The organism is Kitasatospora sp. NPDC059146, from assembly GCF_042786665.1.
GTDB lineage: Bacteria > Actinomycetota > Actinomycetes > Streptomycetales > Streptomycetaceae > Kitasatospora.
Genome location: NZ_JBHZCY010000021.1, coordinates 22,334 through 46,415, shown reverse-complemented (window position 1 = coordinate 46,415; position 24,082 = coordinate 22,334). Strand labels below are relative to the sequence as shown.

21 protein-coding genes are annotated in these 24,082 nt (G+C 73.0%); 11 read left to right on the top strand and 10 right to left on the bottom strand.

Annotated features, from left to right (window positions below):
• Positions 1 to 69 precede the first annotated feature (69 nt).
• From ACFXPX_RS12350 to ACFXPX_RS12335, 4 genes are all read right to left on the bottom strand, one after another.
• Positions 70 to 2,562, bottom strand: coding sequence for a DEAD/DEAH box helicase (locus ACFXPX_RS12350; protein ID WP_375886633.1), 2,493 nt, complete (start codon positions 2,560 to 2,562; stop codon positions 70 to 72).
• 63 nt (positions 2,563 to 2,625) lie between these two features.
• On the bottom strand, positions 2,626 to 3,360 hold the full coding sequence (locus ACFXPX_RS12345) for a hypothetical protein (protein ID WP_380524447.1): 735 nt from the start codon (positions 3,358 to 3,360) through the stop codon (positions 2,626 to 2,628).
• 45 nt (positions 3,361 to 3,405) lie between these two features.
• Complete coding sequence (locus ACFXPX_RS12340) at positions 3,406 to 5,640, bottom strand: hypothetical protein (protein ID WP_380524446.1); 2,235 nt, start codon at positions 5,638 to 5,640, stop codon at positions 3,406 to 3,408.
• Between the two features lie 32 nt (positions 5,641 to 5,672).
• Positions 5,673 to 6,122, bottom strand: a complete 450-nt coding sequence (locus tag ACFXPX_RS12335) for a hypothetical protein (RefSeq protein ID WP_380591712.1) — start codon at positions 6,120 to 6,122, stop codon at positions 5,673 to 5,675.
• A 226-nt stretch (positions 6,123 to 6,348) separates the two neighbouring features.
• Between ACFXPX_RS12335 and ACFXPX_RS12330 the strand changes: the two genes are divergently transcribed.
• Genes ACFXPX_RS12330 through ACFXPX_RS12320 form a run of 3 tightly spaced genes read left to right on the top strand, consistent with a single transcriptional unit; the run spans position 6,349 to position 8,509 of the window.
• Positions 6,349 to 7,551 carry an 8-amino-7-oxononanoate synthase gene (locus tag ACFXPX_RS12330; RefSeq protein WP_380640919.1) on the top strand — a complete coding sequence of 401 codons (1,203 nt, stop codon included), beginning with the start codon at positions 6,349 to 6,351 and terminating at the stop codon, positions 7,549 to 7,551.
• Complete coding sequence (locus ACFXPX_RS12325; RefSeq protein ID WP_380591708.1) at positions 7,552 to 8,046, top strand: hypothetical protein; 495 nt, start codon at positions 7,552 to 7,554, stop codon at positions 8,044 to 8,046.
• Positions 8,039 to 8,509, top strand: coding sequence for a hypothetical protein (locus tag ACFXPX_RS12320; RefSeq protein WP_380640917.1), 471 nt, complete (start codon positions 8,039 to 8,041; stop codon positions 8,507 to 8,509). Before ACFXPX_RS12325 ends, ACFXPX_RS12320 begins: the two co-directional genes overlap by 8 nt.
• Positions 8,510 to 8,524: 15 nt before the next feature.
• Here ACFXPX_RS12320 and ACFXPX_RS12315 read toward each other — a convergent pair whose 3' ends face one another.
• From ACFXPX_RS12315 to ligD, 3 genes are read right to left on the bottom strand one after another with little or no spacing between them, the layout of a single operon-like run.
• Complete coding sequence (locus ACFXPX_RS12315; RefSeq protein ID WP_375886457.1) at positions 8,525 to 9,175, bottom strand: GNAT family N-acetyltransferase; 651 nt, start codon at positions 9,173 to 9,175, stop codon at positions 8,525 to 8,527.
• A 46-nt stretch (positions 9,176 to 9,221) separates the two neighbouring features.
• Entirely contained in the window at positions 9,222 to 9,821 is a 600-nt protein-coding gene (locus ACFXPX_RS12310) for a class I SAM-dependent methyltransferase (protein ID WP_380591702.1), read from the bottom strand.
• A 40-nt stretch (positions 9,822 to 9,861) separates the two neighbouring features.
• Positions 9,862 to 10,875 (bottom strand): non-homologous end-joining DNA ligase, encoded by a 1,014-nt coding sequence (gene ligD / locus ACFXPX_RS12305; RefSeq protein ID WP_380524439.1) that lies wholly within the window; start codon positions 10,873 to 10,875, stop codon positions 9,862 to 9,864.
• 66 nt (positions 10,876 to 10,941) lie between these two features.
• On the opposite strand from ligD, the gene ACFXPX_RS12300 reads away from it, so the two are divergent.
• On the top strand, positions 10,942 to 12,003 hold the full coding sequence (locus tag ACFXPX_RS12300; RefSeq protein WP_380640915.1) for an ATP-dependent DNA ligase: 1,062 nt from the start codon (positions 10,942 to 10,944) through the stop codon (positions 12,001 to 12,003).
• A 74-nt stretch (positions 12,004 to 12,077) separates the two neighbouring features.
• On the opposite strand, the gene ACFXPX_RS12295 is transcribed toward ACFXPX_RS12300, so the two are convergent.
• The gene (locus ACFXPX_RS12295) at positions 12,078 to 13,475 is read right to left on the bottom strand and encodes a serine hydrolase domain-containing protein (protein ID WP_380640913.1); all 1,398 of its coding nucleotides are present in this window, start codon (positions 13,473 to 13,475) and stop codon (positions 12,078 to 12,080) included.
• Positions 13,476 to 13,931: 456 nt separating this feature from the next.
• Between ACFXPX_RS12295 and tdh the strand changes: the two genes are divergently transcribed.
• The 3 genes from tdh (at position 13,932) to ACFXPX_RS12280 (ending at position 18,209) form a co-directional block, all read left to right on the top strand.
• The gene (gene tdh / locus ACFXPX_RS12290; RefSeq protein WP_380409431.1) at positions 13,932 to 14,960 is read left to right on the top strand and encodes an L-threonine 3-dehydrogenase; all 1,029 of its coding nucleotides are present in this window, start codon (positions 13,932 to 13,934) and stop codon (positions 14,958 to 14,960) included.
• A gap of 88 nt (positions 14,961 to 15,048) precedes the next feature.
• Positions 15,049 to 16,242, top strand: coding sequence for a glycine C-acetyltransferase (locus tag ACFXPX_RS12285; protein WP_375886472.1), 1,194 nt, complete (start codon positions 15,049 to 15,051; stop codon positions 16,240 to 16,242).
• A gap of 371 nt (positions 16,243 to 16,613) precedes the next feature.
• The gene (locus ACFXPX_RS12280) at positions 16,614 to 18,209 is read left to right on the top strand and encodes a CocE/NonD family hydrolase (RefSeq protein WP_380640911.1); all 1,596 of its coding nucleotides are present in this window, start codon (positions 16,614 to 16,616) and stop codon (positions 18,207 to 18,209) included.
• Positions 18,210 to 18,412: 203 nt separating this feature from the next.
• On the opposite strand, the gene ACFXPX_RS12275 is transcribed toward ACFXPX_RS12280, so the two are convergent.
• Complete coding sequence (locus ACFXPX_RS12275) at positions 18,413 to 19,801, bottom strand: TolB family protein (RefSeq protein WP_380640909.1); 1,389 nt, start codon at positions 19,799 to 19,801, stop codon at positions 18,413 to 18,415.
• 269 nt (positions 19,802 to 20,070) lie between these two features.
• Between ACFXPX_RS12275 and ACFXPX_RS12270 the strand changes: the two genes are divergently transcribed.
• The gene (locus ACFXPX_RS12270; protein WP_375886478.1) at positions 20,071 to 20,982 is read left to right on the top strand and encodes a LysR family transcriptional regulator; all 912 of its coding nucleotides are present in this window, start codon (positions 20,071 to 20,073) and stop codon (positions 20,980 to 20,982) included.
• An 81-nt stretch (positions 20,983 to 21,063) separates the two neighbouring features.
• On the opposite strand, the gene ACFXPX_RS12265 is transcribed toward ACFXPX_RS12270, so the two are convergent.
• Entirely contained in the window at positions 21,064 to 21,480 is a 417-nt protein-coding gene (locus ACFXPX_RS12265; protein ID WP_375886481.1) for a GntR family transcriptional regulator, read from the bottom strand.
• Between the two features lie 426 nt (positions 21,481 to 21,906).
• On the opposite strand from ACFXPX_RS12265, the gene ACFXPX_RS12260 reads away from it, so the two are divergent.
• From ACFXPX_RS12260 to ACFXPX_RS12250, 3 genes are all read left to right on the top strand, one after another.
• Entirely contained in the window at positions 21,907 to 22,200 is a 294-nt protein-coding gene (locus tag ACFXPX_RS12260; RefSeq protein ID WP_375886482.1) for a helix-turn-helix transcriptional regulator, read from the top strand.
• Between the two features lie 145 nt (positions 22,201 to 22,345).
• Positions 22,346 to 22,540 carry an FDLD family class I lanthipeptide gene (locus ACFXPX_RS12255; protein WP_375886484.1) on the top strand — a complete coding sequence of 65 codons (195 nt, stop codon included), beginning with the start codon at positions 22,346 to 22,348 and terminating at the stop codon, positions 22,538 to 22,540.
• 200 nt (positions 22,541 to 22,740) lie between these two features.
• Positions 22,741 to 24,078: a lanthionine synthetase C family protein gene (locus ACFXPX_RS12250; RefSeq protein ID WP_380640907.1), complete on the top strand. Its 1,338-nt coding sequence runs from the start codon at positions 22,741 to 22,743 to the stop codon at positions 24,076 to 24,078.
• Positions 24,079 to 24,082: the final 4 nt, after the last annotated feature.

The following is a 24,082-nucleotide window of genomic DNA, read 5'->3' as shown; positions in this document are numbered from 1 at the left end:
TGTGACGAACGGCCAGGGGCCCGGCACGCGGATCGCGTGCCGGGCCCCCGGCCGGTCAGGAGGCGGAGGTCAGCCGCCGAGCCGGTCCACCGCCGTCACCCGCACGACCGCCCGGCCCTCCTCGTCCGAGCCGTACAGGTCGACCTCGGCGCTGATGCCCCAGTCGTGGTCGCCCTCCGGGTCGTCGAAGATCTGCCGGACCTTCCAGGCGGAGTCCTCCTCCTCGATGATCAGCATCTTCGGGCCGCGCGCGTTCGGGCCGGTGCCCAGGTCGTCGTACTCGTCCCAGTACCCGTCCATGGCGTCCGCCCAGCGGTCCGCGTCCCAGCCGTACTCGCCGTCCAGCTCGCCGAGCGCGCCCCAGTGCTCCAGGGCGCACAGCTCCACCCGGCGGAACAGCTCGTTGCGCACCAGCACCCGGAACGCCCGGGCGTTCGCCGTCACCGGCGCCGGCTTGTCGTCCAGGGTGACCTCGGCGGTGGCCGCCTCGGTCGGGTTGGCCAGCTGCTCCCACTCGTCCAGCAGGCTGGAGTCGACCTGGCGGACCAGCTCGCCGAGCCAGGCGATGACGTCCTTGAGGTCGTCCGTCTTCACGTCCTCGGGGACGGTCTGCTCCAGCGCCTTGTACGCACCGGCCAGGTAGCGCAGCACGATGCCCTCGGTGCGGGCGAGTTCGTAGAAGCCGACGTAGTCCGAGAAGGTCATCGCCCGCTCGTACAGGTCGCGCACCACGGACTTCGGCTGGAGCTGGTGGTCGCCGATCCACGGGTGCGCCCGGCGGTACACCTCGTACGCGTGGGTGAGCAGCTCCTCCAGCGGCTTCGGGTAGGTGATCTCCTGGAGCCGCTCCATCCGCTCCTCGTACTCGATGCCGTCCCGCTTCATCTCGCCGACGGCCTCGCCGCGCGCCTTGTTCTGCTGGGCGGCGAGGATCTGGCGCGGGTCGTCGAGGGTCGCCTCGACCACCGAGATGACGTCCATCGCGTAGGCGGGGGAGGTCGGGTCGAGCAGTTCGAAGGAGGCCAGCGCGAAGGTGGACAGCGGCTGGTTGAGCGCGAAGTTCTCCTGGAGGTCCAGGGTCAGGCGGACGATCCGGCCCTCCGCGTCCGGCTCCGGCAGGCGCTCGACCACGCCGCCCTCCAGCAGCGAGCGGTAGATCGCGATCGCGGTGCGGATGTGGCGGCGCTGGGCCGCCTTGTCCTCGTGGTTGTCGGTGAGCAGCTTGCGCATCGCCTCGAAGGCGTTGCCCGGGCGGCCGATCACCGACAGCAGCATCGCGTGGCTCACCTTGAACCGGGAGACCAGCGGCTCCGGGTCGGCGCCGATCAGCTTGTCGAAGGTCTCCTCGGTCCAGCCGACGAAGCCCTCGGGCGCCTTCTTCCGCACCACCTTGCGCTTCTTCTTCGGGTCGTCCCCGGCCTTGGCGATCGCCTTGTCGTTCTCGATCACGTGCTCCGGCGCCTGGGCCACGACCTGGCCCACGGTGTCGAAGCCGGCCCGGCCCGCGCGCCCGGCGATCTGGTGGAACTCGCGGGCGCGCAGGATGCGCACGCGCTGGCCGTCGTACTTGGACAGCGCGGTGAACAGCACCGTGCGGATCGGCACGTTGACGCCCACGCCGAGCGTGTCCGTCCCGCAGATCACCTTCAACAGGCCTGCCTGGGCGAGGCGTTCGACCAGCCGGCGGTACTTCGGCAGCATGCCCGCGTGGTGCACGCCGATGCCGTGGCGGACGAAACGCGACAGGTTGCGGCCGAACTTGGTGGTGAAGCGGAAGCCGCCGATCAGGTCGGCGATGGCCTCCTTCTCCGCCTTCGAGCACATGTTGATGCTCATCAGCGACTGGGCCCGCTCCACCGCTTCCTTCTGGGTGAAGTGCACGACGTAGACCGGCGCCTGGCCGGTCTGCAGCAGCTCCTCCAGGGTGTCGTGCATGCTGGTGCGCCGGTACTCGTAGAACAGCGGCACCGGGCGGGTCGCGTTGCGCACCACCGTGGTCGGACGGCCCGTCCGGCGGGTCAGGTCCTCCTCGAAGCGGCGCACGTCGCCCAGCGTCGCCGACATCAGCAGGAACTGCGCCTGCGGCAGCTCCAGCAGCGGGATCTGCCAGGCCCAGCCGCGGTCCGGCTCGGCGTAGAAGTGGAACTCGTCCATGACGACCTGGCCGATGTCCGCCCGGGTACCGTCGCGCAGCGCGATCTGCGCCAGCACCTCGGCCGTGCAGCAGATGATCGGCGCGGTCGGGTTGACGCTCGCGTCACCCGTCATCATGCCGACCTGCTCGGTGCCGAACATCTTCACCAGGTCGAAGAACTTCTCCGACACCAGCGCCTTGATCGGCGCCGTGTAGAAGGTCCGCTGCCCCTCCGCCAGCGCCGCGAAGTGCGCACCCGCCGCCACCAGGCTCTTTCCCGAGCCGGTCGGCGTGGCCAGGATGACGTTGTTCCCGGAGACCAGCTCGATCAGCGCCTCCTCCTGCGCCGGGTACAGCGTGATCCCGCGCTCCTCCGCCCAGGCCGCGAAGGTCTCGTACAGCGCATCGGGAGTGGCGGGCTTCGGCATCAGATCAAGGAGGGTCACCGGGCTATCTTGCCTGCTGGCCGCCACCCCCGGCAAAGCCCGGGATCACTCGACGGGAACGGTGGGGGCGGTGGCGGCGAGCCGAGGGGTGTTGGTGCACCTGTACGAGCCCGCGGCGGCCCGCGCGATCTTCAGCGCGACATCGGCGTACGTCTGCCGGATCCTGGCACGGGGCGAGGTGGAGACCCAGGGCTCGCCGTCGACGGAGACCTGCACGTACGCCGGGGCGGCGTCGCCCTTACGAAGCTCCGCCGGCAGCTGGTAACCGTCGCACCGGAGGTACAACCGCACCTGGGGAGACTTGTCACCGCCCGCGTCGGCCACCCAGCCGACTGCGTCGGGGCCGAAGTCCAGTGGCACGGTGCGACCGGCCTCCCCGGTGTCCCTCTGCCGGTCGGCGTCGATCCCGTCGTACGCGGGAGAGACGGTTGCCGACAGAAGGCTGTCGGCCGTCGTGTGCTGCCCGGCCCACCAGACTTCGCACTTGCCGTACCGGTCGCCGTTGACCGGGTCCGACGGGGTTGCCATCCGGTCCTGGTGGGCGCCCTCGTAGCCACGGCCGTCCGGGCCCGCGAGCACCCTGAGCTCGTCCTTGGTCACCAGGTCCCAACAGGCGCTCTGCGGCAGGTCCACCTCCTGCCACGGTTTCCAGGCCCACAGCCCGCCGCCCACAGCCGCCGCCACCGCGAGGGCGACGGCGGCGTGCCAGGGGCGGGCCCGGGACCGGCGCCGGGGGGAGTCGTCCGGGGACGGCGGGACGATGTGGGCGACGTCAACCATGTCTCAACGCTCTCGGTCGTGGCCTGGGGTGCGGCGTCCGGGGGTCTAGTTCTTCTTAGGGAAGGCGGTGCCGAAGGAGTCCCTGCCGCTGCCGTAGCCGGTGTTCTCCTCTTGCGCGGCCCGGCGGGCCACGTCGTTGATGTAGTTCGGGTCGGCGCCCGTTGTGCGGCCGGCGTCGCGCACCGCGTTGACGATCGCCTGCTGGGCGTTGGCCTCGGCCTGCTGCTTGGCATCCACGGCCTCGTCGCTCGCGGCATTGTGGGTGTCCACCTTGTACCCGGCGGCGACGTTGTCCATGATCTGGTTGGCCACGTTGTCGATGCCCTCGCCGATCAGGGGTGCCCGCTCCTTCAAGGCGTCGCCGGCGAACGACCAGAGCTGGCCGGCGAGCTCCCGCTTGGTGTCGATGGCGGCGTTGTACGCGGCATCACTGGCGGCGTGCTTGGTGTATACCTCGTCGACCATGGCGCTCGTGATGAGGCCGTTGACCTGACCTGCCGGCTTGGCGATGTTCTCGACCGCCACGGCTAGGTCCTTGTGTAGCTCGGGGTGGGCCAGCACGTCCTGGATCTGGGCCGTGGTGTAGGCCTGCTGCCCGGCAGCGATCGAGGCATAGGCGTCCGGGTCCCGGCCGAGTGTGCCGAGGAGGCGCTCGACCTCGCCCGTCCTGAACAGGTGGGAGGCGGAGCCCGGTCCTTCCAGGGCGCCCTGGATGTCGCCGATGTAGTTGGCGGTCATGTTGCCGAGGCTGCCGTTGAGGTTCGAGAACAGTCCGCCGTGGAGGAGGTCCGGACCGTCTCCGGTGCCGAACCTGGTCACGACCTGTTGCATGACGGCGTTCATGTCGCTGGTGTGCGGAGGGAACTTGCCGTGCACGTCGTCGTACGCGCGGCCCGTGGTCGCAGCCTCCAGGGCGTGCCCCAGGGAGGTGACATCGAAGGGTTCGGCGGTGCCCGGGTTCGGCCGGGGCGGGTACTGCTGGTCGAGCAGGAGTGACCGGGAGCCGTTGTCGGTGAGCATCTTGAGGTAGGTGTTCTCGCCGCCGTGGCTCTTGACCGTGCCGTCGGGGTTGTACGTCGTCGGAGTGTCATGGAAGAACTTGGTAGCCGCCTCCGGGCTGTGTCCGAGAGCGTCCAGGACGGCGGACATCGGGTTGATGCCCCGAATGTTGCCGTCCTTGTCGGGTACGCCGATGAACTTGAGCTCGGTGAAAGGGTACGAGGCCTTCGTCGCGGCGTCCCAGCGCATCGGGTTCTCGTTGGTCAACTGGGTGACGTGCGCGGCGACCGGGTCGAGGAAGTGCGCGTCGTACTTCCCGCTGCGCAGCAGATTGGCCATGATCTGGTAGCCGTACGGGCTGTGCGCGGGGTCGGCGCCGGGCGGGACGGGTATCTGCTTGGCGCCCGCGGCCCGGAACCTGGTCTCCCAGTCGTCCGAGACGTGCGGCAGGTTCTTGGTGTCGGTCGCGGTGGCCAGGGTGAGGCCGAGGTCCTGCTGGATGCCCTTGATCGCGGCGGAGCGGGCCGGGCTGTTGGCGTAGTCCCCGCTCTGTGCCATGGCGCCGTACTTGGCCATGAAGGTCGCCGGGTCCTGGTTTCCGTAGAAGGACGTGGCGAACCGTGGGTCGTTGTTGTGGTGGTCCAGGATGCTCTGGAGGTGCTTGAGTTCGGCGTCGCTGGCCTTGTTGCCGAGGCTGAGGATGTAGGTGGCCGCCTTGGCTTCCTCCTCCGGTATGCCGCCGACCGGGTTGGCATTGAAGGTGGTGCCGTCGCTGCCGGTGTCGTCGCCCAGGGCTCTGGCGGCGTCGAGGTCGGCCTCGGTGGCGCGGTCGATCGCGTCGCCGATGGCCTTGGCCGCGGAATCGGCCTTGGCCTTCCAGCTCTTGCCGTACTCCGGGTCCCGCTTGTCCACCTCGGTCGTGGGCGCGGGCCAGCTCACCCCGCCCTCGGCGCTGACGGTGAGACCGGCGGTGGTGGCGTTGTGCACCGCGTTGGTGAGGTCCTGCTTGGCGGCCGTGATCTCGGCGTGGGCGTCCCGAAGGGTCTTGGCCAGTGCCGAGGCCTCCTCGAAGGCGGCGTGGATCTGGTCGCGGGCCCAGGTGAGTTTGGCGTTGGCGAGGCCGGCGGCGTCACCGTGCCAGCCGGATTGGGTGACGGTCCCGATGACCTCGTTCTGCATCCGCCGGGTGAGGTCCCACGTGCGGACCAGGGTCTCGAAGTCGCCGGCGGCGGCGTCGAGGCTGGTGAGGTCGACCTGTTGGAGCTGGCTGAATGTCACCATGATGGTGTTGCTTTCCCCCGCTTGCGCTGTGGCTAGTTCTGGGCCTGCGGCTTGGCGAAACTGGCGTGGATGTCGCTCTCGGTCTTGTCGTACGTCTGAGCGGTGGTCTGCAGGTTCGTGCCGATGTCGCCCAGCGCACCCTTCAGGGAGTCGGCCTGGCTCGACCACGTCCCCCATGAACCGGTGAGCGCGCCGCCGAGGGACCACCCTTTCAGCGCGCCGGCCGCGGCGGTGACGTGGTCGCCGGGTTGGGTGCACTCGGACTTGACGGAGTCCCGTAGCGCGAAGGCGTTCTGGGCGGCCTGGTGAAGCACTCCGGTGTTGACCGTCACGGCTGCGCCGCCGCCTGCCGGGTTCAGGGAGACGGGGGCGGCGTTGCCGCCTGCCAGGTCCGGAAACTGCTTCTTGGCTTCTTCGGTCAGATTGCCCTTGTCGTCGAAGAGCCAAGGATTCATTCGACGCTCGAACTCGAGGTCTGTCACGTGCCCACCCCCCAGGTGCAGATCGGCATGGAGCGTACCCGAAAGTTTTGCCGTTCCGGTGGGAGGTGTCGAAAGTAGGAGCTGATGCGGGGCGCCCAAGGAAACGAATAGTGTTCCTCTGATTGACAGCAGATGAACAGGGAGTGGACGGCGACAAGAAAACCCGGCTGAGCTGTGCGGAGTCGCACATTGCCCCGCTCTCGCCGCCCGTGCCAGAGTGCCGGGCATGGCCCACCCCCTCGCCTCCCAGCCCCGCCCCGCCGCCGGGCCCGCCCCCGCACACGTCTTCGACTGGCTCGACGAGGCCGCCGCGCTGCGCGCCGACGCCGGACTGACCCGCACGCTGCGCAGCCGGTGCGCCGAGGACGCGGTCCTGGACCTCGCGGGCAACGACTACCTCGGGCTGACCAGGCACCCGGCGGTGACCGGCGCCGCGGCGGAGGCGGCGCTGCGCTGGGGCGGGGGGTCGACCGGATCCCGGCTGGTCACCGGGACGACCGCGCTGCACACCGAACTGGAGCGGGAACTCGCCGAGTTCTGCGGCGTCGAGGCCGCGCTGGTGTTCTCCTCCGGGTACACGGCCAACCTCGCCGCGCTGACCGCGCTGACCGACCCGGACACGCTGATCGTCTCCGACGCCTACAACCACGCCTCCCTGATCGACGGCTGCCGGCTGGCCCGCGCCGACGTCCACCGCGCCCCGCACAGCGACCCGGCCGCGGTGGCCGAGGTGCTGGCCGGGCGGCAGCAGCGGCGGGCCCTCGTGGTCAGCGACTCGGTGTTCTCGGTGGACGGCGACGCGGCGCCGCTGCGCGCACTCTCCGAGGCCGCCCGGGCCGGCGGGGCCGCGCTGCTGGTGGACGACGCCCACGGGCTGGGCGTGCTCGGCCCCGGCGGGCGCGGCGCACTGGCCGCCGCCGGGCTGGCCGGGCAGCCGGACACCGTCGCCACCGTCACCCTGTCGAAGTCGCTCGGCTCCCAGGGCGGCGCCGTCCTCGGCCCGCGCCGGGTCGTCCGGCACCTGACCGAGACGGCCCGCACCTTCATCTTCGACACCGGCCTCGCCCCGGCCGCCGCCGGCGCCGCCCTCGCCGCGCTGCGCCTGCTGCGCGCCGAACCGCAGCGCGCCGACCGCGCCCGCGAGGTCGCCCGCACGCTCTCCGCCCGCCTCACGGCCGCCGGCCTGCACGCCTGCGAACCCGACGCGGCCGTGGTCTCGGTCCGCGCCCCGGGCCCGGAGGCCGCCGTCGCCTGGGCCGCCGACTGCCTCCGCGCGGGCCTCGCCGTGGGCTGCTTCCGCCCCCCGTCCGTCCCGGACGGCATCTCCCGCCTCCGCCTGACCGCCCGCGGGGACCTCACGGACCAGCAGATCGCCGACGCCGTCCGCACCATCGCCGACCTGGCCCCGGCGGGCGCTCGGAGGGCGTAGATGGCCGAGTCGCTGGTCTGGGACGACGTGGCGAACATGTTCGACCCGAGCGACGGGGGGACGCTGCCGGACGTGATGGTGGACAGCACCACGGAGGCCGACTGGCAGCTGCTGCTCGACCTCGTCCGGGAACGGGGCTGGGCGTACGAGTACGACGAGGGCGACACCGTCCGGCCGCTTCCGGCGGCCGCGGCGGTGCTGGCGCGCCCGGACGACGCGGAGTGCCCGAGCCTGGTGGTGCGGCCGACCGCGGAGGTGTGCGCGATCTTCCGGTTCTACGCCGCCGAGGCGATCGACTTCGACGTCTCGCTCCTGGAGCTCCAGGGGCAGGAGCGCCTGGACGTCCTCTGCGCCTTCCTGACCGCGATCGGGCAGCGGCTGGGCAAGCCGGTGGTGATGTACGCCGAGGGTGGCTACCCGAACTGCCCGATGATCGGGTACGACCCCGAGGCCGACCGGGTCGTCCTGCTGCGCGCGGAGCACGTGGATGGCTGAGCCGCTGCGCTGGGCGGACCACGCCGGGTGGCTGCTCGACCCGGCCGCCGACGGCTGGCTGCCCGGCGAGGGCATCGCGGACACCACAGCGGCGGACTGGCAGGCGCTGCTGGACCTGGTGGTGGAGCGGGGCTGGGAGCGAGTGTTCTTCGTGGGTTGCTTCGAGACGGCGCTGCCACGGGCCGAGGAGGTGCTGTCCTGGCCTCCGGGCGGGGCCGCGCGGCCGGTGCTGAGCGTGCGGCCGGGCCCCGGGGTGGGGGCGGTGTTCCGGTTCGGCGGTGCGGAGCGGATCGACCTGGACGTCGACGTCGCGCAACTCCGCGACCAGGAAGGGCTGGACGTGCTGTGCGGCTTCCTGGCCACGGTCGGGCGGCGGCTGGGCAGATCGGTACCGACGTACGCGGCGGGCACCGGCCCGTTCCTCGGGTACGACCGGGCGGCCGACCGGGTCCTGGTGCGCTGACCCCGGGACCGCGCGCTACGGCTGCCCGAGCACCAGCAGGGCCTCCGCGCCGGCCGGGCGGTAGCCGGCGGCCTGGAAGGCGCGGACGCTGGGGGCGTTGCCGGGGGCCTGCTGGGCCCAGACGACCTCGCCCTCCGGCAGCAGGTGGCGGGCGGCGGTGGCGAGGGCGCGGCCGAGGCCCCGGCCCTGGGCATGCGGGTCGACCTCGACGGCGGACTCCCAGCGGCCGGCCACGCCCCGGCCCAGGATGAGCACGCCGCCGTCGGCCTCGTACACCCGGACGTCCTCGCGGTAGCGCAACGCCCGGACCACGCGCGGGTGTTCGCGGTCCTCGACCGGGCGGAGCGGCAGCGGCGGACCGCCCGGGAGGCGGTCGGCGACGGAGAGCAGGTCGATGTTGTTGACGGTCCGTCCGGTGCGCTCGGCGAAGGCGGTGAGGAAGGGCGGGCAGAGCGGTGCGGACAGCGGGTCGCCCGGGGCGGCGGCGAGCGCGGCGCGCACCCAGTCCGGGTCCTGGTCGGTGAACACCACGGCGTGCGCGGCGAAGGCGATCACCCCGGCCTCGCGCGGCGAGGGCTGCGGCACCACCGTCACCGAGCCGTCCGGCGGCGGGAACACCCCGCCCGCCGCGTCCGCCAGGATCTCCGCCAGCCCCCGCGTCCCCATCACGCATCCCGTCCCGTCGTGGTCGATGATCGTCAGCCCCGTCAGCCTAGTCGCGCCGCCAGACCAACAGGTAGCGCCAGAAGAGCAGTTGCCGCAGCGCGTACCCCGGCAGCTCCCGGGCGGCGTACGCCCGCACCTCGGCGAGCGTGGTCCGCGGCCACATCACCGGGGCCGGGACGACCGCGGGCGGGGCGCCGCGTTCGCGCAGGTGGACGGCGAGGCGGCAGAGCGCGTTCACCGGGACGGCGGCCAGGCTGACCAGCCGGTCCCGGACGGTGGCCTCGCGGTAGCAGCCGAGCACCACCAGGACCCCGCCGGGCGCGAGCGCCTCGCGCAGCCGGGCCAGGGTGTCCAGCGGGAGGTGGTGGAGGCTGGCCAGGCAGGAGATGACGTCGTAGTGGCCGGGCGGCAGGTGGAGTTCGGCGAGGTCGCTCCGCCGGTAGTGGATGCCGGCGGGCCCGCCGGCGGCGCGGGCGGCCGCCAGTACGGCCTCGTCCCGGTCGACGGCGTCCACCTCCAGGCCCCGGCGGGCGAGCGCCCGGGCGAAGCGGCCGGTGCCGCAGCCGACGTCCAGGGCGCGGCGGGCGCCGGGTGGCACGCGGCGCAGCAGTGGCCGGTGGTAGTGGTCGTTGTGGTCGAAGGGCATCCGGTCAGACTAGACGGGCCCGTGACGGCCCCTGGGCGTGTCAGGCCGGCTTCCTGCGGGCCCGGCTCGGCTGCACCCGGGGCGGTTCGCCGGCGGCCTTGGGGTGGTCGGGCGGGTAGGGGAGTTCGCCGAGGCCCTCGTCGTGCAGCTGCTTGTCGTAGAGCTCCAGCAGGGCTTCCAGCCGGTACGCGTGGTCCGCCATCTCCGCGTTGGGGTCGCCGAGTTCGGCGAAGCGGGCGGGGACGGTCCGCAGGTCGAAGTCCTCGGGGGAGGCGTCGTCGAGTTCGTCCCAGTGCAGCGGGGCGGAGGCGGTGGCGCGGGGGCGGGCGCGCAGCGAGTAGGCGGAGGCGATGGTGCGGTCACGGGCCATCTGGTTGTAGTCGACGAAGATGCGTTCGCCGCGTTCCTCCTTCCACCAGGCGGTGGTGACCTTTCCGGGCATCCGCTGTTCCAGCACCCGGCCGAGGGCGATCACGGCGTGCCGCCCGTCGGTGAAGGTCCACTCGGGCACCAGCGGGACGTAGACGTGCAGGCCGCGCCCGCCGGAGGACTTGGGCCAGCCGCGCAGCCCGTGCTCCGCCAGCAGGGCGCGCAGTTCGTGGGCGGCGCGGACGGCGTCGTGGAAGTCGGTGCCGGGCTGCGGGTCGAGGTCGATGCGCAGTTCGTCGATGTGGTCGGTGTCGCCGCGCCGGACCGGCCAGGGGTGGAAGGTGAGGCAGCCCAGGTTGGCGGCCCACAGCACGGCGGCCGGTTCGGTGGGGCAGATCTCGTCGGCGGAGCGGCCGCTGGGGAACTCGATCCGGGCGGTGGGCAGCCAGTCCGGCAGGCCCTTGGGGGCGCGTTTCTGGTAGAAGAACTCGCCGTCGACCCCGTCGGGGAAGCGCTGGAGGGTGGTGGGCCGGTCGCGCAGCCCGTGCAGCACCCCGTCGGCGACGGCCAGGTAGTACTGGGCGACGTCCAACTTGGTGAAGCCGCGCTCGGGGTAGTACACCTTGTCCGGATTGGACAGCCGGACGGTGCGCCCGGCGACTTCCAGTTCGACGGCTGTGCCCATGCCTCTCACGCTAAGGGCGCCGTGCCCGGCGCGCGCCCCGGGGCGAACCGCGCCAGGCTGGGACGCATGGACCTGCCCGTGATGCCGCCGGTGGCCCCGATGCTCGCCAAGTCGGTGGCGGGGATCCCGCCGGGGATGCAGTACGAGGCCAAGTGGGACGGCTTCCGCAGCATCGTGTTCCGCGACGGCGACGAGGTGGAGCTGGGCAGCCGCACCGGCAAGCCGCTGACCAGGTACTTCCCCGAGCTGGTGGAGGCCTTCCGGCGGGAGCTGCCGCCGCGCTGCGTGCTGGACGGCGAGGTGGTGATCGCCCGGGACGGGCGGCTGCGCTTCGAGGAGCTGCTGGAGCGGATCCACCCGGCGGCGAGCCGGGTGAAGCTGCTCGCCGAGCGGACGCCCGCCTCCTTCGTGGCCTTCGACCTGCTCGCCCTCGGCGACGATTCGCTGCTGGACGAGCCGCTGTCGGTGCGCCGCCCGGCCCTGGAGGCGGCGCTCGCCGGGGCCGCCGACCCGGTGTTCACCGCCCCGGCCTCGACCGATGCCGAGCTGGCGCGGACCTGGTTCGCCGAGTACGAGGGCGCCGGGCTGGACGGCGTGGTGGCCAAGCCGCTGGACCAGCCGTACCGGCCGGGCGAGCGGACCATGTACAAGATCAAGCACGAGCGCACCGCCGACTGCGTGGTGGCCGGCTACCGCGAGCACAAGAGCGGCCCGGTGGTCGGCTCGCTGCTGCTGGGCATCCACGACGACGCGGGCCGGTTGCAGCACGTCGGCGTGTGCGCCGCCTTCTCCATGGCGCGCCGGCGCGAACTGGTCGAGGAGCTGGCCCCGCTGAGGATGGACGACCTCGCCCAACACCCTTGGGGCGCCTGGGCGGAGGAGTCCGCGCACGCGGAGGGCCGGCTGCCGGGGGCGGTCAGCCGCTGGACCGGCGGCAAGGACCTGTCCTGGATCGCGCTGCGCCCCGAGCGGGTGGTCGAGGTGGCCTACGACCACATGGAGGGCAGCCGCTTCCGGCACACCGCCCAGTTCCGCCGCTGGCGGCCGGACCGCACGCCGGAGAGCTGCACCTACGCGCAGTTGGAGGAGCCGGTCTCGTACGACCTCGGCAAGGTCCTGGGAATCTGACGGTCGGTCAGGAGTACGGAAGGCCCGACCCGTTCGCGCCGGGTCGGGCCTCCTGCTCTGTCCGCGCGCTGCGGTCAGGCCCGCACGGTGGTGGGGGCGTTGCCCGGGAGCGAGGGCGCGCCGCTGCCGGAGCTGCCGGCCGAGGGGGAGCCGGACACCGGGCCGGACGCGCCGCCCGAGGCCGGGGCCGACGGTGCGGCGGTCTCCGCCGGGAGCGCGTAGACGTTGTTCGGCGAGATGATCTTGGTGATCGCGTTCGCGAACAGCGTGGACGGCTCCTGGCCCTGGGAGATCACATCGGTGTTGAGCAGCAGCACCAGGGTGGCCTGGGCCTCCGGCATGTACACCGCGACGCTCTCGTAACCGGGCATCGAGCCGTTGTGCCCGATCCAGCCGTTGTTGTCGAACAGCCCGAAGCCGTAGGTGACGCCGGGGTCGCCGGTGGGCAGGGTCTTCAACCGCTCGGTCTGGCTGGCCGGGCTGATGATGGCGCCGGTGGCCATGGTCTTGGCCCAGCTCTCCAGGTCGGCGAGCTGGGTGATGACGGCCCCGGCCGTCCAGGCCCAGGACGGGTTCCAGTTGGTGGCGTCCTGGATGTCCCCGTTGGGCGTCTGGTCGGTGTAGCCGTGGGCGTGCGGGTCGGGGAGCGTCCCGTCGGTGGGGAAGCTCGTCTTGGCCAGCGAGGCGGGCGTGAACACCTGGGCCTGGAGGAAGTCGCCCGCGCTCTGCCCGCCGACCTTCTCGATCAGCTTGCCCAGGATGATGTAGTTGCTGTTGTTGTACTGGAACCGCTGCCCGGGCGGGAACACGGCGGGGTGTTTGTAGCCGTAGGCGAGCAGCTGGTCCGGGGTGAACACGTGGTTCGGGTCACCGATCAGGGTGTTCACGAAGTCCGGGTCGGAGCTGTACGGGAACAGGCCGCTGCGCATCTCGCCGAGCTGGCGCACGGTGATCCCGTCGCCGCCGGGGACGCCGTCCACGTACTTGGAGATCGGGTCGTCCAGCGCCACCTTGCCCTGGTCCACCAGGCGCAGCACGGCGGTCGCGGTGAAGGTCTTGCTCTCGCTGCCGATGCGGCTGAACAGCCCGGGGTCCATCGGCGTGTTGGCGGTCTTGTCGGAGACGCCGAAGGACTTCTGGTACGTGCCGCCCGGCGTGATGATCCCGACCGAGATGCCGGGCACCGAGTTCTGCTTGAGTACCGACTGGATCGCGGCGTCCAGCTTGGCGCCGACGGCCGGGGTCAGCTGCACCACCGCGTTCGAGGAGGCGCTCCCCGAGGGGGAGTTGCCGGGGGACGGGCTGAGCGCGGCCGGTTCGGCGGTGACCGCAGGCTCGGCGGCCTGCCGGGCGGGCGTCGACTCTCCGGAGCAGGCGGTGGCGGCCAGCAGGCCGGCCAGTGCGAGGGCGGCTCCTGCGGCCAGCCGGGCGGAGCGGGGAGCGGCCGGGCGGGGCCGTCGGGTGTTGGTCATGGAGTGGGGCGCCTCTCTGCGGCGAAGGGCCCCGGAGCGCTGCTCCACGGGGCCGTGGGGGAGCGTCGCCACCGTAAGCACCGCCCTCGAACACCCGCGCGCCGGTGGCGGCCGGGCTGGCCCGAACGGACCCAACCCCACCCGACTGGCCCGCTCCCACTGGCGGATCGTTGTCAAGTACCCCGCCGGTACGGCCGGTTGGTGTCGTCGCGGGTGCCGCGCGCTCGGCCGGACGGGTGAGCACCGGCACGCCGCACCCGCCCCCGGGCCCAGCTCGGGCACGATCGTTTAGCCCAGCTGTGGCCGCCCTTAAGAATTCCTCGATGGACCGCACCCCCTCCCACCAGGCAGATTTCTGCTTGCCGGAGCGTGCCCGTCAGGAGCGGCCGAACCGAGCCACCGGCCTGCCCGACCCTCGAAGGCCGTCCCCGATCAGCACGTCAGGAGCCGTCTCCCGTGAAGGCACTCGTCAAGCAGCATGCCGAGCCCGGCCTCTGGATGATCGACGTCCCGAAGCCCGAGATCGGCCCGGGCGAGGTGCTGATCAAGGTGCTGCGCACCGGCATCTGCGGCACCGACCTGCACATCCGCAAGTGGGACGGCTGGGCGCAGCAGACGATCAAGACCCCGCTGGTGCTCGGCCACGAGTTCGTCGGCGAGGTCGCCGAGCTCGGCGCCGGCGTCGCGGACATCGCGATCGGCGACCTGGTCAGCGGCGAGGGCCACCTGGTCTGCGGCAAGTGCCGCAACTGCCTGGCCGGCCGCCGCCACCTGTGCCGCAACACCGTCGGCCTGGGCGTGAACCGGGACGGCGCCTTCGCCGAGTACGTGGCGCTGCCCGCCTCCAACGTCTGGGTGCACCGGGTGCCGGTGGACCTCGACGTGGCCGCGATCTTCGACCCCTTCGGCAACGCCGTGCACACCGCGCTGTCCTTCCCGCTGGTCGGCGAGGACGTGCTGGTCACCGGCGCCGGCCCGATCGGCATCATGGCGGCCGCCGTCGCCAAGCACGCCGGCGCCCGCAACGTGATGATCACCGACGTCTCCCCGTACCGCCTCGACCTGGCCCGCCGGGTCGGCGTGACGCTGGCGCTCAACGTCGCCGAGCACACCATCGAGGAGGGCCAGCAGAAGCTGGGCCTGCGCGAGGGCTTCGACGTCGGCCTGGAGATGTCCGGCCGCCCCGAGGCGATGCAGTCGATGATCGCCAACATGACCCACGGCGGCAAGATCGCCATGCTGGGCCTGCCGGCCGAGGCCTTCCCGGTGGACTGGGCCTCGATCGTCACCTCGATGATCACCATCAAGGGCATCTACGGCCGCGAGATGTTCGAGACCTGGTACGCGATGTCGGTGCTGCTGGAGGGCGGCCTGGACCTCAGCCCGGTGATCACCGGCCGCTACGCCGCCACCGAGTTCGAGGCCGCCTTCGACGACGCCGCGAGCGGCAACTGCGGCAAGATCATCCTCGACTGGACCGCCTGAGCACCGCCTGAGCACCGTCTGAGTCCTGCCCGAGCCCTGCCCGAGCCCGCCGATCCGCCGCCCCGCCGCTACGACTAGGAGTCTGCCCGTGTTCGACAACGTGCGCGCCGACATCGCCACCACCCTCGACGAGATCCGCGAGGCCGGCCTGTTCAAGCCGGAGCGGGTGATCGGCAGCCCGCAGAGCGCCGAGGTCACCGTCACCTCCGGCGGCCGCCCCGGCGAGGTGCTCAACTTCTGCGCCAACAACTACCTCGGCCTGGCCGACCACCCCGAGGTGCTCGCCGCGGCCAAGGACGCGCTGGACCGCTGGGGCTACGGCATGGCCTCGGTGCGCTTCATCTGCGGCACCCAGGACGTGCACAAGGAGCTGGAGGAGCGCCTCTCGGCCTTCCTCGGCCAGGAGGACACCATCCTCTACTCCTCGTGCTTCGACGCCAACGGCGGCGTCTTCGAGACCCTGCTGGACGACCGCGACGCCGTCATCTCCGACGCGCTCAACCACGCCAGCATCATCGACGGCATCCGGCTCAGCAAGGCCCGCCGCCACCGCTACGCCAACCGCGACCTGGCCGACCTGGAGCAGCAGCTCAAGGAGACCCAGGACGCCCGCCGCCGCCTGATCGTCACCGACGGCGTCTTCTCGATGGACGGCTACGTCGCCCCGCTGCGCGAGATCTGCGACCTGGCCGACCGCTACGACGCCATGGTCATGGTCGACGACTCGCACGCCGTCGGCTTCGTCGGCGCCGGCGGCCGCGGGACCCCCGAACTGCACGGCGTGATGGACCGGGTGGACATCATCACCGGCACCCTGGGCAAGGCGCTCGGCGGCGCCTCCGGCGGCTACGTCGCCGCCCGCCGGGAGATCGTCGCCCTGCTGCGCCAGCGCTCCCGCCCGTACCTGTTCTCCAACTCGCTGGCCCCGGTGATCGCGGCCGCCTCGTTGAAGGTGCTCGACCTGGTCGAGCAGTCCAACGAGCTGCGCGAGCGGCTGGCGGCCAACACCGCGCTGTTCCGCTCGAAGATGACCGAGGCCGGGTTCGAGATCCTGCCGGGCGACCACCCGATCGCCCCGGTGATGATCGGCGACGCGGCGAAGGCCGGCCGCCTGGCCGAACTCCTGCTGGAGCGCGGCGTGTACGTGATCGGCTTCTCGTACCCGGTGGTCCCGCACGGCGCCGCCCGGATCCGGGTGCAGCTCTCCGCGGCCCACTCCACCGAGGACGTCGAGCGCGCCGTCGCCGCCTTCGTGGACGCCCGCGCCGCGCTGGAGGGCTGACCCCCGCGCGGGGCCCGATCCCGACGAAGGGCCCGACCCCCACGAGGGGTTGAGTCCCACGAGGGGTTGACCCCACAAGCCGCCCGCGGGGCCGAGCCGCTCGGAACCGGCCCGTCCCCGCGGGCTCACCACCGCGCTGCGGTGGTGGTGAATCGATTCGCCACCGCCGCGCGGCCCGAAGACCAACTGCCCCACCCTCCCGCCAGGGGTTTGGTACACCGGTTCCCACGGGTGTACCACCCCCGTTCGCGGTTCCGCCGCCAGGTCACGTTACCGGCCAGTAATTTGGCTGATCACCACCTCCTCCGGGGCCGGCTGTGATCACTAGGCTCGTCGTGATCACATCAAGTGGACCGAGGGAGCAGCGCGTGATGGCACGACCCCACCGAACCGGCGGACACCGGGCGGCGAGCACCGCCCTGGCCCTGGCCCTGGCGCTCGGGGCCGGTGCGGTGGCCCAACCCGCGATGGCCCAACCCGCGCCGGCCGCACCCGCGTTCGGGTCCGCCGCCGCGTCCGCGCTCGGCGGCTTCCGGCTGGCGGACATCACCGCCCGGGACGGCGTCGTGCTCAAGGCCGACGTCTTCACCCCGCCCGCCGGAACCCCGGGCGCCGACGCCCGCGGCCGCTACCCGGTGGTGGTGCAGCCCGCGAGCTGGGGGCAGAACGACCTGGAGTACGTCGCCCAGGGGCACCGGTTCGCCGCCGCCGGGTACGTCGTCGTGACGTACACCGTGCGCGGGTTCTGGGGTTCGGGCGGGGAGGTGGACGTCGCCGGGCCCAAGGACGTCGCCGACATCTCGACGGTGATCGACTGGGCCCTCGCGCAGACCCCGGCGGACCCGGACCGGGTCGGCATGATCGGCCTGTCGCTCGGCGGCGGCCTCACCCTCCTCGGCGCCGCGTTCGACCCGCGGATCAAGGCCGTCGCCTCGCTCAGCGGCTGGGCCGACCTGACCGACGCGCTGTACAGCGGACAGACCCGGCACACCGCCGCCGCCACCCGGCTGGCCCGGATCGAGGGCCTGACCGGGCGCAAGAGCCCGGAGTTCGCGGCCGCCCTGGACGACCTGTTCGGCGACCACGACCTCCCCGACGTGATCGCCTGGGCGAAGCTCCGCTCGCCCGCGGCCTACCTGGACCGGATCAACGCCAACGGCGCCGCCGTCTACCTCGCCAACGGCTGGAGCGACAGCTTCTTCAACCCCGGCCAGATGACCGACTTCTACCGGCGGCTGACCGTCCCCAAGCGCCTCGAACTGCGGCCCGGCGACCACGCCAGCCAGGAGTTCACCGGCCTGCTCGGCTTCTCCAACGCCACCTGGGACGACGCCCGCGGCTGGCTCGACCAGCACCTCAAGGGCGTGGCGGGCGCGGGCCTGCCGCCGGGCGTCGGCCTGGAGGTCCGCCCGAGCGGTGCCCACGAGGCGTACCCGGACTGGGAGTCGGGCGCCTCCCGCACTGAGCGGCTGGACCTGGCCGGCACCGCCACCATCCGCGGCGACCAGTCCTCCGGTGCGAGCGGCGGCACCGTGCTGCTCTCCGGCCTGGTCGACCAGTGGCTGCACCAGCCGCCGACCGTCCTGGTCCCGCTGCTGGACCGCGAGGCCGCCGCCGTGCGGCAGTCGGAGCCGTACGAGCGGGGCCTGTCCGTGCGCGGGGCCGTCCGGGTGCACACCACCGTGACCGGCTCCGCCCCGCAGGGCACCGCCGTCGCGTACCTCTACGACGTGGACGCGCTCGGCGTCGGGCGGCTGATCGCGCACGCCCCGCAGAGCTGGTCCGGCCGTACGGCGGGGCAGTCCTTCCCGCTGGACGTCACGCTGTTCCCCACCGCGTACGACCTCCCGGCCGGCCACCGGCTCGCGCTGGTGCTCGGCACCCGGGACGGCCTGTACGGCGGCGAGACGCCGTCGGACGGCACGGTGGCCTTCGGTCCGGCGGAGGTCTCGCTGCCCGTCCGCTGAGGCCGGCGCCGCCCCGCCCTCCCGCAGTCGGAGGGCGGGGCGGCGCCCGGTCGGACAGGCCCCCCCGGGCGGTCGGTCCGGGAACGAGCCAAGCGCCGGACGGCCCCCGGGTCAACAGCTGAGATGAATCCGGACGGAAAATACGTCAACAGACGTAATCGGACGGCGGGCCGTGCGGGCAGGGTGGAGAGGCCGGGCGCGGTTCAGAGGCGGCGGCGGAACACGTCCGTGACGGTGTTGGTGTCGCCCGGCACCAGGTTGCCGTCCTCGGCGTCGAACAGCACCGTGCCGCCCTCGGCGTCCACGTACGGGTTCTGCCCGGCGGCGGTGCTCTGGGAGCCGTCCGAGGCGAGGCTGACCCGCTCGATCCGGCCGGTCCACAGGTCGCGGCGGAACACGTCGGAGGACTGGTTGGTGTCGTCGGCCACCAGGTCGTCCGCGGCGGAGTCGAAGTAGACCCAGCGCCCGTCGGCGGTGATCGCCGGGTCGTAGGAGCCGTCGGTGGGCGTGGTGCCGGGCAGCGGGGTGTTGACCAGGGTGACCTTGCCGGTGACCAGGTCGTGGACGTACAGGTCCATCCGGAGGCCGTGGTTGCCGGGGCGGGGGCCGACGCCGTAGGTCGGCATGCCGTACAGCGCGTAGCGGCCGTCGGGGCTGATCCGGGCGTCCATCAGACCGACGCCGCGCTCGGCGCCGGTGGTGTCCACACCGGCGACGACCGTCCGGCCGGTGGCGGCGGACCAGACGTAGTACGGGTAGAAGCGCGGGCCGGCCAGCTCGGCGTCCGCCGCCGCCGGGGCCGCGGGGGTGCCCGGGGCGGGGTCGGTGAGGTTGTAGGCCCGGGAGACGAAGCCGACCGTGCGCCCGTCCGCGCTGATGGTCGGACGGTAGGAGTGGTTGTCCGCGCCGGTGCCGCCCGCCGGTCCGGTGGTGACCAGCCGGGTGGTGTGGGTCCAGCGGTCGGTGACGTAGATGTTGATCTTCCCGCGGCGGATGCCGGTGGTCAGGTCGGTGCGGTTCGAGGCGTAGGCGACGTAGCGGCCGTCCGCGCTCAGCGTGGGGTTGTCCGCGCTGCGGATCGTCTCGTCGTCCGCGGTGGCGAGCAGGCCGCCGGTGATCAGCTCGGTGCGCCCCGTCCAGCGGTCGCGGACGAACACGTCGTTCTCGTGCTTCGCCTGGCCCGGGACGACGTTGGTGGCGGCGGTGCTGAACGCCACGAACCGGCCGTCCGCGCTGATCGAGGCGTCCGTGGTGGGGGCGTTCAGCTGCGAGCCGTCGTCGGCGACGCTGACCCGCTCGATGTGGCCGTTGCGCAGGTCGCGGACGTAGACCTCGCCGGAGTTCGGGGTGCCGGTGGACGGCAGCAGGTCGGTCGCGGCCGACGAGAACAGCGCCGAACGGCCGTCCGCGCTCAGCCCGAGCCCGGTCGAGGCGCCGTTCAGCTGCTCCCCCTTGAAGCCCTCGCTGACCCGGGCGGTGTCGCCCTTGGGCGGCCGGGCCTCGGCGGCGGGCATCACGGCGCCGACCGCGAGGGCGGCCACCAGGACGCAGCCGGCGCGGGCGAGCCGGCGGCGGGAACGGGCGGTGATCATGGACATCCTCCCCAGATGACGAGTACCGGGCCCCGGAGTCCCCGGCCCGGTCCGTTCCCGAGCCAAGCGCCGTGCGGACCGGGCGGTCAACGGGCCGAGACGATCTCGGGCCGAAATACGCCACCGGTGGTACTGCCCCGGAAACCGCCCTGCGAGCGGCCCTGCCGGCGGCACCCCGCAGGCCCCGCAGGCGGCGTCCCGGAAGCCCCGGACGGCCCCGGGAGCGGCACCCCGGACGGCCCGCTCCGCCGCGCTGGCAGAATTGACGTGTGATCGACGCACGACGGCTGCGGACCCTCCGGGCCGTGGCGGACCACCGCACCGTGACCGCCGCGGCGGCCGCCCTCTACCTGACCCCCTCCGCGGTCTCCCAGCAGCTGGCCGCCCTGGAACAGGAGACCGGCCACCACCTGCTGGCCCGGGAGGGCCGGGGCGTGCGGCTGACCGCCGCCGGGGAGATCCTGCTCGGCCACGCCGACGCGGTGCTCGCCCAGCTGGAGCGGGCCGAGGCCGACCTCGCCGCGTACAGCGCGGGCGTCGCGGGCGAGGTCACCGTCGCCTCCTTCGCGACCGGCATCTCGCACGTGCTCGCCCCGGCGATCGGCCTGCTGGCCGGTCGCGCCCCCGGCCTGCGGCTCAAGGTGCTGGACGCCGAGGGCGACGCCAGCCTCCCGATGGTGCTGGACGGCCGCGCCGACCTCGCGGTGGCTGTCGAGTACCGCGGCGCCCCGCGCGCCGACGACGCCCGGCTGACCAGGGTCCCGCTGTACGCCGAACCCTTCGAGGCCGTGCTGCCGCTGGCCCACCCGCTGGCCGCCGAGGCCGGGCCGCTGGCGGTGGCCGCGCTGGCGGACGAGCCGTGGATCGGCCCCTACCCGGGCAACCCCTGCCACGACGTGGTCCTGCTCGCCTGCGAGCACGCCGGCTTCCAGCCGCGCCTGCTGCACTCCTCCGACGACTTCCGCGCCGTCGTCGCCCTGGCCTCGGCGGGCGCCGGTGTCGCCCTGGTGCCGCGCTCCGCGCTCCGCGGGGTGGACCTGGCCCGGGTGGCGGTCCGCCCGGTCGACAGCGACCTCGCCACCCGCCGGGTCTTCGCCGCCGTCCGGGCCGGCGCCGACGGGCACCCGCTGCTCCGCCCGGTCCTCGACTCCCTCGCCGAGGCCGCCGCAGCCGGCGCCTGACCCGCCGACGGAAGCCCGCTCACGGAAGCCGCCACAGGGCCCGTCTCGGGGCCCGTCTCAGGGCCTGTCTCAGGGCCTCTCTCAGGGGCGTCCCGGCGGGCGGTGGCCCGCCCGGCGCGGTGCGGTCGCGCCCTCGGCCGGGCGGGGCATGCGCTCGATGGCGGAGATCAGCGAGGAGCGGGCCACGCCGTGGGCGTCGGCCACGGCGACCAGCTGCCGCAGTTGTTCGGACAGACCCGCGACGTCGCCCTGCGCGGCCCCGGAACGCGCCACGACGATGATTCCGCGACCGCGGCCGAAATCGATGAGTCCTTTGGCGCGCAATTTCCGCAGCGCGCGCAGAACGGTGTTCCGGTTGGCCCGGAAATTCGCGGACAAGTCGCTCGCCGGGGGCAGCGACTCGCCTTCGGCATATTCCCCCCGCTCGATCGACCACTGGATCTGACGCTCGATCCGGACGTGGAGTGGCGATGGTGAGCCCGGCATTGCAATGCTCATGTCGGCAATGTTAACCGACTTGGTCAACGGGGAGTCAAGCTTCGGCTGTGTCAGGATCGCCGGAAGGGGGTCCGCCCGGTAACCGGCGGGTCGAATTCCGGATTCCCCGCGCCGGTTTCCGCCGATCGCCGCACCGGGCACCGCCGAAGGCCTCCACGGACGGTGAGAATGGTGCCAATGGAACCATCCCCGCCGAATGGCGGGGGTTTCGCCGGAGCGCCGCCTTCCGCCTGTGCGGGGAGTCCCCCGGTGCCACCGGACACCGCCTCCGGAGGCCCGGACACCACGGTCCGGCGCCGTCCTGACGCTCCGTAGCCAACGGCGGAACACGGTTGCTTCCGGTTCGAACAGTGCCTACGTTCTGTCCTGTGCGGCCCGGACGGAGCCGCCCCACCGAATCCGTCGGATGGACAACGGGGAGATGACGTGAATGACTTCGCGACCACGACGGCGGCCGCCTCAGGCGGACCCGCCTGGACCCACGCACTGGACCGTGTCGGCCGACTGACACCCCGTGAGCGCGAGGTTTTCGTGATGCTCGCCGAAGGCCTGACCAACCAGCAGATGGCCGCCCGGCTACAGGTCACCGAACGCACCGTGCGGGCCCATCTCACGGCCGTCCTGGAGAAACTCGAACTCGAATCCCGGCTCTCCGGCTGCCTGGCCTCCTACGCCCACCTCATTGCGCCGGACCGCACCCCCAGGGCGCCCGCCGCCTGAATCACGGAAAGCCGCCGGACCGTCGCCGGACTGTCGCCCGCGACAATAGGCACGGAAAGCCCGCCGGGACATCATCGAATCACGGGGGAGGCACCCCCGAACCCGCCCGGGAAACCGGAACGGGACGATTCGAAGGGAATTCGCGATGTCCGACAACGCATTCGACCTGGACGCCCGCATCAGCTCGCCGGTCCAGGGCGGCGGCCAGCTGCCGACGCCGTCGATCAGCACCCTCGCCACCCGCACCATCTGCACCCGGATCGGCTGCAAGGTGACCTCGACCTGTGTCTGCACCACCCTGTGCACCTCGGGCATCTGCTCGAACCCGCAGCAGGACTGACCTCCGGTGAGGTGACGGGTGCTGCCGTGGATACAGGACACGGCAGCACCCGTCCGCCCATTCTCGCGCCGGCCCGCCGCGAACTCCACAGCTGTCGCGAACTCCAGGGCCGCCGCGGACCCCCGGCCCGCCGCGAACTCCGGGACCGTCACCAGGCCGGGGCCGCCACCGCCCCGGCGCCACCCTCCGAGGGAGAACACATGCACACCGTCCGGGAAACCGGCGAACCGTCCGTCCGCACCCCCGACGCCCCGCTCGCCGAACGGGTCCGCGACACGGTGTGCCTCGTGGTGTCCCGGACCGCGACGACCGAGCAGTGGACCGAACTCGCGCTCCGCGCCGCCGACCAGGCCGCCGTGCCGATGGGCTGGTACCCGCCGAGCCTGAGCCACGGCCAGGCCGGCCTCGCCCTGCTCCACCTGTACGCCGCCCGGGCCGGCCTCGGCGACCGCGAGCACGCCCACGGCCACATCCGCGAGGCGGTGCTCGCCACCCAGGTCGAACCGCTCTCCGGCCCCGGCCTGTTCGGCGGTACCGCCGGCCTGGCCCTGGCCCTGGCCGACTGCGCCGAGGACGAACCCCGGTTCCGGCCCAGCCTGCTGCGCCTGTACGACCAGCTCGCCGAGCAGGCGATCGCCACCCCGTGGCCGGAGGACGGGCAGCCGATCAGTGACACCGACTACGACCTGGTCAACGGCGCGGCCGGCGTGCTCACCTGCCTCAGCGCCCTGCCCGAGCCGGGCCCGCGGGTCCGGGAGGCCGCCGCCGTGCTGCTCGACCGGCTGATCCGGCAGGCCGGGCCCGCCGAGCCGGCCGGAACCGCGCGGGGCTGGCTGCTCCGTCCCGAGGTCTACCCGCCGGTCGGCGACCACCACCGGCAGTACCCGCACGGCTACCTCAACCTCGGCGTCTCCCACGGCGTGCCCGGGGTGGCCGTCGCCCTGGCCGCCGCCTGGGCCGCCGGCCACCGCCGCCCCGGCCAGCGCGAGGCCCTCACGGCGCTCACCGGCTGGCTGCTGGGCCACCGGCTGACCGACGACCAGGGCCCGCTGTGGGCCAACGGCGTCCCGGTCGACGAGCTCGGCGCCGAGCGGCCCGTCGCCCACTGCCACGACCAACTCGCCTGGTGCTACGGCACCGCCGGGATCGCCGCGGCCCTGCTCGCCGTCGCCGACTGCACCGGGGACGACGGGCTGCGCGCCAGTGCCGTCGAGGCCTTCGAGGCCGCGCTGCGCCGGGCCGCCGGCGCCGAGCCGCGCACCCCCACGCTCTGCCACGGCCTGGCCGGACTCGTCATGCTGGCCGAGGAGTTCGGCCCGCACAGCGCGGCGGCCGCGCAGGCGCTGCCCGGACTGCTGGAACGGCTGCTGGCGTACGCCGACCCCCGGCACCCGGTGGTGTTCGCCGACGAGGACCTGCCCGGCAACACCGTCGACGATCCGGGGCTGCTCTCCGGCGCCGCGGGCGTCGCCCTGGCGCTGCTGGCAGCCCTCGCGGACGAGCGGCCCGCCTGGTTCCGCGTCTTCCTGGGGCGGTGAGCCG